The following is a 12,760-nucleotide window of genomic DNA, read 5'->3' on the forward strand; positions in this document are numbered from 1 at the left end:
GTGTTTTCAATCATTGGAAGGTGAGCTCAGCGGGGTGTCCGCTCCGGACATGCTGGCCCGGGCCCACAAGTTCCTCGTCCAGACCAGGAAGCCGCAGGACGGCTTCGCTGCCCTCCGGCACGGTGGCTGTGACTTCGAGGCGTCCGTCAACCAACTCCCACCGGACCGAAGCCTGTCCCAGTGGTGTTTCCACGCTGGTCTCCGCCCACTCCAAGCCGCCGCCGGGCCTGGGAGCGATGAGGATGCGCCGGTATCCCGGTTCCAGTGGTGCGAGGCCGCCGATGGTCCTGTGCATCCAATCCACCACAGCACCCAGCGCATAGTGGTTGAAGCTGGTCATTTCGCCGGGGTTGATGGTGCCGTCGGGGAGCATTGAGTCCCAGCGCTCCCAGATGGTGGTGGCGCCCATGGTCACCGAGTACAGCCATGAAGGGTTTTCGGTCTGGAGCAGCAGGCGGTACGCCTCATCGAGGTGGCCTGTGTCCGTCAGCGCATCGGTGACAAAGGGTGTTCCCGCAAAGCCGGTGGAGATCCGGAAGCCTGACTTTGCCACCAGTTCCGCCAGCCGTTCACCGGCAAAATCACGGTCAGCGTCGCCGAGGATTCCGAACACGATAGCCAGCGCATAGACGGTAGTGCAGTCGCTAAGGATGACCCCGTCCGATACGTAGTGCTCCGTGAATGAGGTTCGGAGCGCACCTGCCATCTCGCCAAACTCGGCGGCGGCGGCATCATCGCCCAGGACGGCTGCTGCGGAAGCCACCAATGATGCGGTCCGGAAGGCGCACAAGGTAGCCACCACGTGTTTGTCGGCCTTGGCAGCCCAGGGCTGGTCCGGGGCGGCGTCGGGATCAAGCCAGTCACCAAACTGGAAGCCGGTGTCCCACAAACCGTTGGGGGAGAGCTTGCTCCGAAGCCGCCGGGCGTGCCCGGTCATGGAGTCGAATTGTTCCTCCAGCACACGCTTGTCCCCGTATGCAGTCCAGAGGGCCCACGGAACCCATACAGCGGCATCGCTCCACACCGCTGCTGTATCCGGGGCACCGAACTCGGCGGGCTGCTCGATGTACTTCAGGACGTTGGGGACCACGAAGGGCACCAAATCGTTGTCATGCTTTTGCTCCAGCGCCAGGTCCCGCAGCCAATCCCTCAGAAAGTCGCGGCTGTCGAACAAGAACGCCGCACTGGGTGCAAAGGCCGAAAGATCACCAGTCCAGCCCAGGCGTTCGTCGCGTTGAGGGCAGTCGGTGGGCACGTCCACAAAGTTGCCCCTCATGCCCCAGACGGCATTCTGGTGAAGGCGGTTGAGCAGCGGATCGGAGGAAGCGAAGTGACCGATCCGCTTCATGTCAGAGCTGATAACGACGGCGGTCAGGCCGCCCTGGTCCCGGAGCGCGTTGATACCGCCGGGCCATCCTTCAACTTCGGCGTAGCGGAAACCATGAAAGGTCAGGGTCGGCTCAAAGACGTCTTCTCCGCCTGACAACGTGAAGCGGTCCGTCGCTTCCGCCGAACGCAGCGGCCGGGTGCCCAGTTCATTCTCTTCCAGCACCTCCGCGTGGCGGATCGTCACCACATCACCTGGAGCGCCGGTCACCGATGCTTGGACCCAACCCACCAGGTTCTGGCCAAAGTCAACCAAGACCTTCCCCGCCGGCGACGTCCACACCTTCACCGGCCGCAGCTCCATTTGGCGGCGTACCGGAGGGCCGATGTAGGGCTCAAGGCGGCTGAGGTCATCGTCGAGCGTGTGCACAGCGGACCACGCACCCGAGGTGAATCCGGGTGCCAGCCACGCGTCGTCGGAACGCCGGGCGTCAATGGACTGGCCATCGTAGAGGTCATTGGCAGTGGTGGCCGACGGCCCGGCGGTCCATGAGTCATCAGTGCCGATGATTTGCTGGTGGCCGTCGGAAAAGAGGACGCGGAGCTCCGCGAACGCGCCGAGTTCCTGACCGTAGTACTTGGACCCGCCGGACCACGCCAGCCGCCCCCGGTACCAGCCGTTTCCCAGCGCCAGCCCAATGACCGTCGTCGTGCCGACCATATCGGTGACGTCGAGTTCGCTGTACCTGACGCGCCACTCAAAGCTCGACCAGCCGGGCGTCAGGAGGTCCTCGGAAGCACGTTGGCCGTTGACCCATGCCTCCACCACTCCGAGTGCGGAGAGGAACAAAGTGGCGGACTCAACATCGCCGTGGCCTTCATCAAGAATGAACTCGCCACGGATCAGCGGTGCTCCGTCGAACTCTTTGTCCGGGGCGATCATGCGGGCATGCCAGGTAGTCATCAGGTGGTCTCCAGTTTTAGGGTGTGGGCGGGCGAACTCAGGCGGGCGAACTCAGGCGGGCGCTGCTAGGCGGGCTGGTTGACGAGGGCAGCGGATTCGGTGACCTCAAGCGATGCACCGTTGTTCTGCGCTACTCCACCCAGCCAAGAGGCGCTGGGCTTGGGCGTTCGCTCCTGCGTGGTGCGGTCCACTGCGATCAGGCCGAACTTGGGGACGTATCCAAAGATCCATTCGAAGTTATCGAACGCTGTCCAGGCGATGTAGCCCCGAACATCGATGCCGTCAGCCAAGCAAGACGCGACGCCGGAAACTGCTGTCCGAAGATAGTCCAGGCGCTGGGTGTCGTCCTCGGTTGCCAGGCCGTTCTCGGTGACGATGACCGGGATCTGTGCAACCCGCGCAGCCTCGCGGATGGTCGCTTCCAGGCCCTCAGGGTAGATCTCCTCACCCATCTGATTGGTGGGGACGCCGTCCTCGGCGTGGACAAGGCCATCGGCTCCAAACACAGTGCGGCCGTAGGTCTGGATACCCACAAAGTCGTCTCCGCGGGAAGCTTCCAGGAAGCGCTCGTTAACTTCGCGGCGGATACGCTCTGCGTTGACTTCCCCTCCGGCTGCGGCATGAATGTCCGTGTTGGCCAAGGTCCAGCCCACCATGAGTTCGGGGTAGCGGGCCTTGATGGCATCGCGCCCGGCACGGTGCGCTGCGAGCTTCACATCGAAGCCTGCCGTGGAGACGGTGAATTGGAACGGGGCCACCCTTGCTGCGTCAATGTTGAGCCGTTCTGCGGCGGCCGCCCAGATCGGTACCTGGCCGCGGCTCTCGGCAGGACCGCCACCGATGCCGATCTCCTTCAGCAGCCACGGGAGGTTCGGTTCATTGAGCGTGCAGGCAACGCCGATCAGCTCGCCGAGGTGCTCGGTAACACGCTCGCAATAGCGTGCGAAGCGTTCCGGGGTGGCCGGGTCTTCCCAGCCGCCGGCGGCGAGCAGCCACAGGGGCGAGGTGAAGTGATGGAACGTGACCACCGGCGTCAATCCGTGCTCGTGGCAGGCCTCCAGGACGCGGCGGTAGTGGTTCAGGGCCGCCGTCGAGAACTGCCCTTCCTCGGGTTCGATGCGTGCCCATTCCAGGGAGAAACGGTAGGTGGTGAATCCCAGGCTCGCGATGAGTGCCACATCCTCGCGGTACCGGTGGTAATGGTCGATCGCGTCGCCGGAAGGCTCAGCGAAGATGGTGCCGGGCAATTGCTCCAGGAACCACGTGTCGCTGTTGACGTTGTTCCCTTCCACCTGGTGGGCTGCGGTGGCTACTCCCCAGAGGAAGCCATCAGGGAAGGACTGGGAGGTGGTCATGTAAGTTCCTTTACGAGTCTGTGAATCGGTTGGTCTGTGAGGCAGTGGAGAGGCAGCCCGCTTCTAGCGGACACCCTTGATGAACGTGACGGTGATGCTGCCCATGGCGCACAGCGCGGCGGCCGCGAACCAGAGGAAGCCGTAGTTGTGGCCGCTGCCGATAGCGAGGATCGCCGGGGCAGCGGCGGGGACGATGATGTTGGGGATGCTCAGTGCGAGGCTGAAAACTGCCATGTCCTTGCCGGTGTCCCGGGCGTCGGGGAGGACAGCGGCGCAAAGGGCCAGATCGACGGTGAGGTACATGGCCTGACCCATGGCGAAGATGATCCAGGCCACCACGAACTGCTCGAAGGACGTTGCCGTGGCGCCGATGACCAGGGCGGTGGCCATGAGGAGCGCCGCGCCAATCACAAACGGCTTGCGCCGACCCATCTTGTCGGAGAGCCACCCTGATGCGGTAAAGAACAGGATGCTGACGGGGGCGGAAATCAAGGTGAGCAGGCCGGCGCTCTTCCCGGCTTCGGCGATCGGCATGCCGAGCCCGTCCATCAGGAAGAAGATGAAGTAGGCAAAGAGCGCCGTCATCGCAATGCCTGCCAGGAATCGTGAAACCCAGGCCCAGGCGAAGTTGGGGTGCTTGCGCGGATCAACGAGGAAAGACTTGGCCAAACCCTTGAGATCAAGCGGCGGCAGCTCGGCACGTGTCTTCGCAGGATCCTTGTAGAGGACCAACAGCGGAATGCTGCAGACGAGAGCCAGCAAAACGGGAACGCACATCATGAGCAGCGGCGCGTCCACCAGCCAAGCGGCAAGGTAGGATCCCGCGGACATTGCCAGCGCACCGGCCATGCCCATGGCGCCCATGACGCGGGCGCGCTTGTTGTCCGGAAGGGCCTCGATGGGAATGACTGCGTAGGCGTTGAACGCTGCCTGTGCCGACACCAGGGCAACGACGTAGGCCGCGACAATGACCGGCGTCGACGGCACGGTACCTATGACGGCTGCGGCAAGCAGCGCCGGGACCAGTCCGCCAATGATCCATGGACGACGACGGCCGAACCGGCCCGCTGTGCGGTCGGACAGCGCGCCGGTGAGCGGGATCGTGACCAGCAGGAGAAGCGAGCTGATGGAAACGGCCATGCCGTAGCTCGTCTCTTTGCTTGCCGGATCAACTGCGGCAAGGCGCAGCGAGAGTGCTGTGCCCAAAGTCAGGCTCATGATGTACATGCCCAACGCGGCGATGAGGACCAACGCCATGGTCCTTTTGATGGACACCGGCTGCTTCGGCACAGTGCCCGACGGCGATGCGGCGGCTTTTGTGGCGACTGTTGCGCCAAGTTCAGCACGCCCGGCAGGTCCCGTGACCTGGGACGGGGCTGTTTCCATGAATTGCGATGTGGGGTCACCCATGAGAATCCTCCTTTGGACCAGAGCCACCGTTGGCTCTTTGTGACCGGTGATGCGGGCCGTTGAGGGACCGGCCCGTGATGTCTTCCAGCAACGTTAACTAAACTTTGACCACATTGGAATATTTTCGACAAGATTTCTTTACCAAAGTGGAAAAGAAACTTGATAGCCTCGTTCAGAGGAGGTCTATCCATGGATCAGGAAACCCGCACCCCGGGCCGCACGGGGAAGCGCGCCCCCTACGCGAACGGTGCAAAGAAGCGCGCTGAATTGGTGGAAGCAGCCTTCCAGGTGTTCGCCGAAAAGGGATATCTGGGCTTGTCCATCCGCCAGATCGCTGAAGCTGTTGGCACCAGCCACACTGCCCTTCTCCACCACTTCGGAAGCAAGGAAGCACTACTGGAGGCCGTGCTGGTCCTCCGCGAAGAACGCGAAGGACCCTGGCGCAAGGAGCTCATCAGCGAGCAGGGGCTCCTTGAAACGGTGCCGGCAGTCATGAGGCACAACGCCGGGATCCGCGGAGTGATCCACCTCGACGCAACACTGCGGGCTGAAGCCATCAGCCCAGACCATCCGGCCCACCACTTCCTCCTCCGGCGCAATCAGGACTTTGTGGATTCAGTCCAATCCGAACTCGAACGCGAACTCGCCGCCGGACGCCTCAGGGAGGGTTTTACGCCGTCGATTCTGGCGCGGCAAATCACAGCCCTCGTTGACGGGATCCAGTTGAGCTGGCTCTACGACGAGTCGGTGGACATGGCCGAACATCTCCAAGGGTTCATGGACCTGATCAGAAAGCACTGATTTCAGCTGCAAGGCCGTGGCGATCCCCGGCTCCCAGGAGGAGAATGCGGTTCATGGGTGAACAAAACGTCAATGAAAACGTGGTCAAGCGGCTCATCGACTGCATCAATGATCGCCACATAGAGGTCATGGACGAGTTGTTCCACGACGACGCCGTGATGCATTGGCCGCAATCCGGAGAGGTGGTGCGCGGCGCCGAGAACCGCAGGGGCATCTACAACGCCTTCCCCAAGCTGCCCACCATCACGCCCCGACGCCTGCTCAGCAGTGGAGACCTGGTGGTAGCCGAGGCGCTGCTGGACTACGACGGGCCCACGTTTGAAACAGTCTTCATCTTCGAGTTCCGCGACGGCAAAATTGCCAGGGAAACGGCCTACTGGAGTGAGGGCTTCGAGCCACCTGAATGGCGTTCCCGGTGGGTTGAGATCAGCACCACCTAGTCGGCGGCAGGTCGCCGTCGTTGTTGCTTGGTGGCAGACCTTAGTTCTTTTGCTGCACGGTGTCGGCGGGCGGAACCACGCGTCGGCTTGGAAGCGCGACGGACGGATTCCGGAACGAGGCCCGCCCTGATGAGATCAGCGAGCTTGGCCATGGCGATCTCGCGATTGCGCAACTGGGAACGCTCCTCCGAGGCCGTCACGGTGATGGCGCCACCGACGAGTTTTCGTCCCAGGCGCTTGAGCAGCATCTGCCGCTGCTCCTCTGTCAGGGTTGCGGATCCGGCAACATTGAACGTGAGTTCCGCCCGACTGTCCGTGGTGTTGACGTGTTGGCCGCCCGGTCCGGACGAGCGGGAGAATCGCCAGCTGAGCTCCGAGGCGGGGATAGTCAGCGAAGGTGGGATTTCCAGGTCCATGCATTAAGCCTTGCACGTCTCCCAGGCCCGCGCGGGCAGGACGGCGATGACATCCTCCGACACGTTTTTAGAAATTAGGTAAGCCTAAGCTAATCTTTCATTTTGTGATTGAACTGAGTGAACTCTCCGGGCTTGAGGCCACAGATCTGGTCCTCCGCTATGGGGACAGGGACGTGGTCCATGGAGCGGGGCTCCACCTGGAGCCAGGACGCATCGTTGCGTTGGTGGGTCCGAATGGCAGCGGCAAGTCCACCCTGCTTCGCGCACTGGCACGATTGCACGAGGCGGCTTCCGGAACCGTTACGGTCAAACCTGCCGACGGCGAAGCAACAGATGCGTTGATGATGAAGCGCAGCGACTTCGCCCGGCATGTGACCTTGCTCTCGCAGAGCAGGCCGGTGCCGCACGGCCTCAGCGTTCGCGACGTGGTCGAATTCGGTCGCCACCCCTACCGCGGACGGTGGCGTGCTGCGGACCCCGAAGGGCCCGCCGCCGTCGATCGCGCCATGGATCTGACCGGTGTGGCAGAACTCGCCAGCCGGGGTGTCCACGAACTTTCGGGTGGACAACTCCAGCGGGTGTGGCTGGCCAGCTGCCTGGCCCAGGACACGTCGGTGCTGTTGCTCGATGAGCCAACCAACCACTTGGATCTCCGCTACAAGGTGGAGATCTTCGACCTCGTGTACGACCTCGCCCGCATTCACGGTGTAGCGATTGGCGTGGTTCTGCACGACCTCGATGAGGCAGCCGCACTTGCCGATCATGTGGTGGTTCTCTCCGAAGGCCGCATTGCTGCAGCTGGTCCCGCCCATGAAGCACTGGATGCGGCCCTTCTCAGTGACGTCTACTCCATTCCGATCGTTACCCACACTGATCCGCTGACCGGCAGGCTGCGCACCCGCGCGGTTGGTCGGCACAGCGACAGCTGAAAACCCCCTTAATGACGTAAGCCCCCCAAAACGAAAGGGACCCCTGTGTCCATGAAGATCCACAAAGCCCTGGCAGCCACCGCTGCCTTGGCAGTCCTGCTCACCGGCTGCGGCACCACTGAAGGCCCCGCGAGCTCGGCTTCGAACAGTGCCGGCGCCGGCGAAGCGATCACTGTGACCGATGCCCGCGGCACCGAGGTTAAGCTCGACGGCCCCGCCAAGCGCGTGGTTGGCACGGAATGGAACGTGGTGGAGAACCTCACCACGCTCGGCGTCATGCCGGTGGGCGTCGCCGACGTCAAGGGCTACAGCGCCTGGGTTACTGCCGGCAAACTGGACAGCACCCCCACGGACATCGGAACCCGCAACGAGCCGAGCTTCGACACCATTGCCTCCCTCGATCCTGACCTGATCGTAGCCACCACCGACCTCGCCGAGCCCGTCATCAAGCAGCTCGAAGAGTTGGCTCCGGTGGTTGTGGTGAAGTCCGCCGCTGGCAGCCGCCAGATTGCGCAGGCCGAGGACAACCTGAAGCTCGTCGCCAAGGCAACCGGCACGGAGAAGAAGGCTGATGAGGCCATTGCAGCATTCGATGCCGCCGTTGCCAAGGGTAAAGCTGACCTTGAGAAGGCCGGCCTCGGCGGATCCCGCGTGGCTTTCGCTGATGGCTGGGTTGCTGACGGCAAGGTCTCCATCCGCCCATTCACCAAGGGTTCCCTGCTCGCCGATATCAATACTGAATTGGGCCTCGTAAACCCTTGGACGGTTGAAGGCGATCCGGCTTACGGGCTGGGCTCCACCGACGTCGAAGGCCTGACCGCTGTCAACGCCGAGCACTTCGTTTACATCACCAACAGCGCCGATGGCGATTTCACCGAGCAGTTGACCGACAACGCCGTCTGGAAGTCTCTTCCCTTCGTCTCAGCCGGCAAGGTGCACCGCCTTTCTGACGGCATCTGGATGTTCGGTGGCCCTGCCTCGATGACCCAGTACGTCGACGCAATCGTCGCGTCCCTGACCAAGTAGTCCCACCCGCATGACCGACACTGTGAAGAGGCCCGCCATGACCGTACCCACGGCCGTGGCGGGTGCTCCCGTACCATCCACGCCTTCCGGACGAGATGCCCGCTTTCGTTCCGGCCCAGCCCTGGTGGCTGGCGTTGGAGTAGTTATCCTGGCCCTGTTTTCGATGATCCACCTCACCCAAGGAACGGCCGACGTCGGCCCTTTCCAGTTGTTGGGGCTCCTTACTGGAGATGGAACAGACCAGGAAACCGCAGTGTTGCTTGCCTCGCGGGTACCGCGCCTTTTCGCCGGCCTGCTGGTCGGTATCGCGTTGGGGGTGGCCGGTGCAGCCTTGCAGTCGGCCACCCGCAACGTCCTCGCTTCCCCTGACACACTGGCTGTCAATGCGGGCGCGCATTTCGCGATTGTGGCTGTGGCTGCGTTCGGCCTGACTCTTCCGGCTCTCTTATCCGGTGGCATCGCGTTCATCGGCGGCCTCGCCGCAGCAGTGTTGGTTCTTGCCCTCTCGGGCGGAGGTGCCAACGGAAACGGCGGCCCGATCCGCCTGGTGCTCGCAGGCACAGCTTTGGCGTTGGGCCTGCATTCGGCCACCAGCGCACTCCTGCTCTTGTTTAGTCAGGAAACCACTGGCTTGTACGCGTGGGGCCAGGGCAGCCTTGCCCAGTCACGCACCGATGAGCTGATCCAGTTCACGCCCATCATCCTCGTGGCTATTAGCGCTCTTCTTCTTCTCGCACGTCGCATGGATCTGCTCGGCCTCGGGGACGACGCCTCACGGCTGGCAGGTGCGGATCCGCGCCTGGCCCGGGTGGGCGCCGTCGTTCTTGCCGTCGTCCTGTCAGCCGCTGCTGTAACCATTGCCGGACCGATCGGATTCGTGGGCCTCTGTGCTCCTGCGATCGTGCGCCTGCTGGCCTCCCGCCTTCGCGGACTGGGCCGGCACAGGGCGCTGCTGCCCATCTCCGGCCTGGCCGGTGCCGTGGTTGTCATCGGAGCGGACGTCCTGGTTCGTGGACTATTCGGCGCCCAAGCAGGGGTTGAAGTGCCCACCGGCGCGGTCACGACTGTCTTCGGAGCCATCTTCCTGGTGATCCTGGCCATGCGGATGTCCGACGCCGGATTAAGTGTTGCCGGTGACGCCCTGGCGAGGCTTCGATCCCGCAGGTTCTTCGTTGGCGTGTTGATCGGGCTTCTGGTTTTGCTCACCGGATTGCTGGTGGCCGGAGCACTCCTGGGCGACGCGAAGCTACTCCTGGGGGACCTGGTCAATTGGCTCACCGGTCAGTCAGGAAACCGCGTCAGCGCTGTGCTGGGAACCCGGATGCCGCGTGTCGTGGCGGCAGTACTTGCCGGAGCTGCCTTGGCTCTGGCCGGCGCCTTGATTCAGGCGGTATCCCGCAATTCCCTGGCTGAGCCTGGCATCCTTGGCGTCTCCGGCGGCGGCGGCCTCGCAGCAATCATCGTCATCACCACAGTCCCCACTGCAGGTTCCTGGGTGGTGACCGGCTCCGCGCTGGGGGGAGCGGCACTGTCCGCGCTGCTGGTCTTCGGGCTGGCTTTCCGGGGCGGGCTTCAACAAAACAAGCTGGTCTTGATCGGTATCGGCATCTCCGCAGGACTGGCAGCCGCAATCACCGTTCTCCTGGTGACCACTGACCCGTTCAACCAGACGAAGGCCCTGACGTGGCTGTCAGGCTCCACCTACGGCCGCAACTTTGCCTCCGTCCTGCCGCCGCTGCTGGCCCTGGTGCTTGCACTGCCAGTGCTCGCGGGCATGAGGCGGGATCTGGATCTGATAGCAGTGGATGACGATTCTCCCCGCGTGCTCGGAATCGGGCTGTCCGGGTCCCGGTTGCTCCTCCTCTCCGTAGCGGTGCTTTTGACCGCTGGTGCCGTCTCTTCGGTAGGCGTCATTGCCTTCGTTGGGCTTGTGGCGCCCCATGCGGCCCGCACTTTGGTGGGCGCACGACACTCCCGCGTCCTACCGGTGGCCGCGCTGATTGGCGCCTGCACAGTGGTGCTGGCCGACATCATCGGCCGCACGTTGATCGCACCAGCCCAGATACCTGCCGGAATCATGACGGCGCTGGTGGGCGCGCCCTACTTCGTATATCTGCTGTGGCGTTCCCGCGTGGACCGTACCGTCTGAGAATTCCTGACATCCCGGTCCCAGGCCAGACAGAGAGTCCCGATCCGCGCCCTTGGACGCATAGGATCGACTCATGGCCGGATCCCTGGAATTTCTTGGCCCCATCCTGGAAATGATGACGTGGGTGGGGTTCGTTCCGGGCGTGCCACTGTTGATCAGCGCCTGGATCATTGCCAGGCGTCGTTGCGTTTGGGCCACCGCGGATGGAACACAGTTCGCCGCAGGTGGTTTCCTGGGTCTTCAGTGGCAGGACCAGTCGAACGAGGAACAAAAAGTCTTACTGGACATTCCTGCCCGCGACGACACCGTTGATTCAGGCACCGTGGTGGTCCACTACGACCTCTGCCATCCGTCCCGATGCTCGCTCAGGCCACCCCGCCACGACAACACAGTATTGATCTTGGGCTGGATCCTCACCGGGGTTGGGATACTCAGCACCCTCGGCGGATTCGTCCTTCTCCTCCTCTAGCCCAGACTCTCCTCTAGTCCGGACCTCTTGAACACCGGATCGCTCAGGACTAGCGTTTCCCGCGCACGGTCAATGCGCACGGCACAACCGAGGAGACTGCTATGAGTGAGACCACCGCAACCTTGATGGTGGACCTGATCATTTCCCTGGACGGCTACGCTTCTGCCGAAGGGTGGCCCGGTTGGTGGGGATTGGAGGGCCCGGAGTACCTGGCTTGGCTCGATGAGGAGGGAAAGAAGGAATTCACCATGCTCATGGGGGCCACCACCTATCGGGTGATGTCCAGTATGTCGGAGCAAGCCTCTGAAGATAGTTCCGGGTTTTCGGAGGAAGAGGGCGCCAGCTTGGGCGGATTGGCCGCCATGCCGAAGATCATCTTTTCCTCCACGTTGAAAGAGCCCCTGGCGTGGCCCAACTCGGAGCTCATTTCCGGTGACGCCGTAGAGGCCGTGAGGGAATTGAAGACGACCAGATCCGGTACCTTCAGCACACTGGGCAGCCTTAGCCTCTGCCGTTCCTTGCTGACGGCCGGGCTGGTGGACAGATACCGCCTGGTGGTCTTTCCCGTGATCACCGGCAGGACCGGAAGCGAGCGGATCTTCGATGGATACCCGGATGTTTCCCTGGAGTTGGTGGAAAGCCGGACGTTTGATGGCAGGTCGCAACTACTGGAGTACATTCCCACTGTTATTGATGGCCCACCGCCAGCAAGGCAGGGCTGATTCCCTGTGCGCCAAGACCCAGTAACCCATCCGCAGACTCCTGAATCCCCGTCCGAGCTGGAAACAATAGCCCAGCAAGTCCATCTGCCTGCAGGCGTAGCGGGCCCCACGGAAATCAGTTTCGACGTTCGCTGCTTCCTGCTGCCCGTGGCCGATGGGATTGTTGTGATCGACACCGGCATGGGAGACAACGCCACGGATATCCACCAGGCTCTGGAACGTCTAGGCGCGGGCTGGGCTGACATCTCCGACGTCGTGATTACCCATGCCCATGCTGATCATGTGGGCGGTTTGAAGGAGATCCTTTCGAAGGCAGGCAATGCTCTGGTGTGGGCGGGCGAAGCCGATGCCGGCGCCGTAGCCTCGGGCATTTCTTCCGGCACAGCATCCTCCGAAGTGCAGGTCCGGGCCGCCGTCGATGGCGCATCCCTTCGCGGGTTGCGCATCATCCACACGCCGGGGCACACTCAAGGCCACATCAGCCTGCTGCATGAAGGAGAAGGCCTGCTGTTCACAGGTGACGCTGTGGGCACCATGAACGGGGTCATGGTGCGGCCGCCGGCTCCCTTTACGGCTGACCCGGTGGAGGCTGAATTGTCGCTCCGGAAAATCGCCCGCTTGTCACCCCGCAGAATGCTGTTCTCCCATGGTGCCGAGATTCCCGACGCCCTCAGCCAGCTCCGCGAGCTCATCGAACGGTCCGCGCCCCAGCAATAAACCTTCACAGGAGAAACGATGCTGAGCTATCTGGAG

General features: G+C 62.9%; 12 protein-coding genes. 8 read left to right on the top strand and 4 right to left on the bottom strand.

Annotation, left to right across the window (positions count from 1 at the left end; all coding sequences use genetic code 11):
• Window positions 1-10: 10 nt before the first annotated feature.
• From CQ020_RS08575 to CQ020_RS08585, 3 genes are all read right to left on the bottom strand, one after another.
• Window positions 11-2,290 carry a family 78 glycoside hydrolase catalytic domain gene (locus tag CQ020_RS08575; protein WP_105691462.1) on the bottom strand — a complete coding sequence of 760 codons (2,280 nt, stop codon included), beginning with the start codon at window positions 2,288-2,290 and terminating at the stop codon, window positions 11-13.
• Between the two features lie 65 nt (window positions 2,291-2,355).
• On the bottom strand, window positions 2,356-3,645 hold the full coding sequence (locus CQ020_RS08580) for a glycoside hydrolase family 1 protein (protein WP_105691463.1): 1,290 nt from the start codon (window positions 3,643-3,645) through the stop codon (window positions 2,356-2,358).
• Between the two features lie 63 nt (window positions 3,646-3,708).
• Window positions 3,709-5,055, bottom strand: a complete 1,347-nt coding sequence (locus CQ020_RS08585; protein ID WP_105691464.1) for an MFS transporter — start codon at window positions 5,053-5,055, stop codon at window positions 3,709-3,711.
• Between the two features lie 189 nt (window positions 5,056-5,244).
• On the opposite strand from CQ020_RS08585, the gene CQ020_RS08590 reads away from it, so the two are divergent.
• Window positions 5,245-5,856 (top strand): TetR/AcrR family transcriptional regulator, encoded by a 612-nt coding sequence (locus tag CQ020_RS08590; RefSeq protein ID WP_105691465.1) that lies wholly within the window; start codon window positions 5,245-5,247, stop codon window positions 5,854-5,856.
• A gap of 53 nt (window positions 5,857-5,909) precedes the next feature.
• Complete coding sequence (locus CQ020_RS08595) at window positions 5,910-6,296, top strand: nuclear transport factor 2 family protein (protein WP_181151814.1); 387 nt, start codon at window positions 5,910-5,912, stop codon at window positions 6,294-6,296.
• Here the strand turns inward: CQ020_RS08595 and arfB are convergent.
• Window positions 6,293-6,712, bottom strand: coding sequence for an alternative ribosome rescue aminoacyl-tRNA hydrolase ArfB (gene arfB / locus CQ020_RS08600; protein WP_105691467.1), 420 nt, complete (start codon window positions 6,710-6,712; stop codon window positions 6,293-6,295). The two genes, CQ020_RS08595 and arfB, sit on opposite strands and share 4 nt — an antisense overlap.
• Before the next feature lie 104 nt (window positions 6,713-6,816).
• Here arfB and CQ020_RS08605 point away from each other — a divergent pair, with 104 nt between their 5' ends.
• The 6 genes from CQ020_RS08605 to CQ020_RS08630 all read left to right on the top strand — a co-directional run bounded on the left by CQ020_RS08605 (window position 6,817) and on the right by CQ020_RS08630 (window position 12,724).
• A complete protein-coding gene (locus tag CQ020_RS08605; RefSeq protein WP_181151815.1) occupies window positions 6,817-7,641 on the top strand; it encodes an ABC transporter ATP-binding protein in 825 nt (274 codons plus the stop codon).
• A 45-nt stretch (window positions 7,642-7,686) separates the two neighbouring features.
• Window positions 7,687-8,667, top strand: a complete 981-nt coding sequence (locus CQ020_RS08610) for an iron-siderophore ABC transporter substrate-binding protein (protein ID WP_105691468.1) — start codon at window positions 7,687-7,689, stop codon at window positions 8,665-8,667.
• A gap of 10 nt (window positions 8,668-8,677) precedes the next feature.
• The gene (locus CQ020_RS08615) at window positions 8,678-10,816 is read left to right on the top strand and encodes an iron ABC transporter permease (RefSeq protein WP_105691469.1); all 2,139 of its coding nucleotides are present in this window, start codon (window positions 8,678-8,680) and stop codon (window positions 10,814-10,816) included.
• 73 nt (window positions 10,817-10,889) lie between these two features.
• On the top strand, window positions 10,890-11,285 hold the full coding sequence (locus CQ020_RS08620) for a hypothetical protein (RefSeq protein ID WP_105691470.1): 396 nt from the start codon (window positions 10,890-10,892) through the stop codon (window positions 11,283-11,285).
• A 101-nt stretch (window positions 11,286-11,386) separates the two neighbouring features.
• Complete coding sequence (locus CQ020_RS08625) at window positions 11,387-12,007, top strand: dihydrofolate reductase family protein (RefSeq protein WP_105691471.1); 621 nt, start codon at window positions 11,387-11,389, stop codon at window positions 12,005-12,007.
• A gap of 6 nt (window positions 12,008-12,013) precedes the next feature.
• Window positions 12,014-12,724, top strand: coding sequence for an MBL fold metallo-hydrolase (locus CQ020_RS08630; protein WP_105691472.1), 711 nt, complete (start codon window positions 12,014-12,016; stop codon window positions 12,722-12,724).
• Window positions 12,725-12,760: the final 36 nt, after the last annotated feature.

The organism is Arthrobacter sp. MYb23, from assembly GCF_002979775.1.
GTDB lineage: Bacteria > Actinomycetota > Actinomycetes > Actinomycetales > Micrococcaceae > Arthrobacter.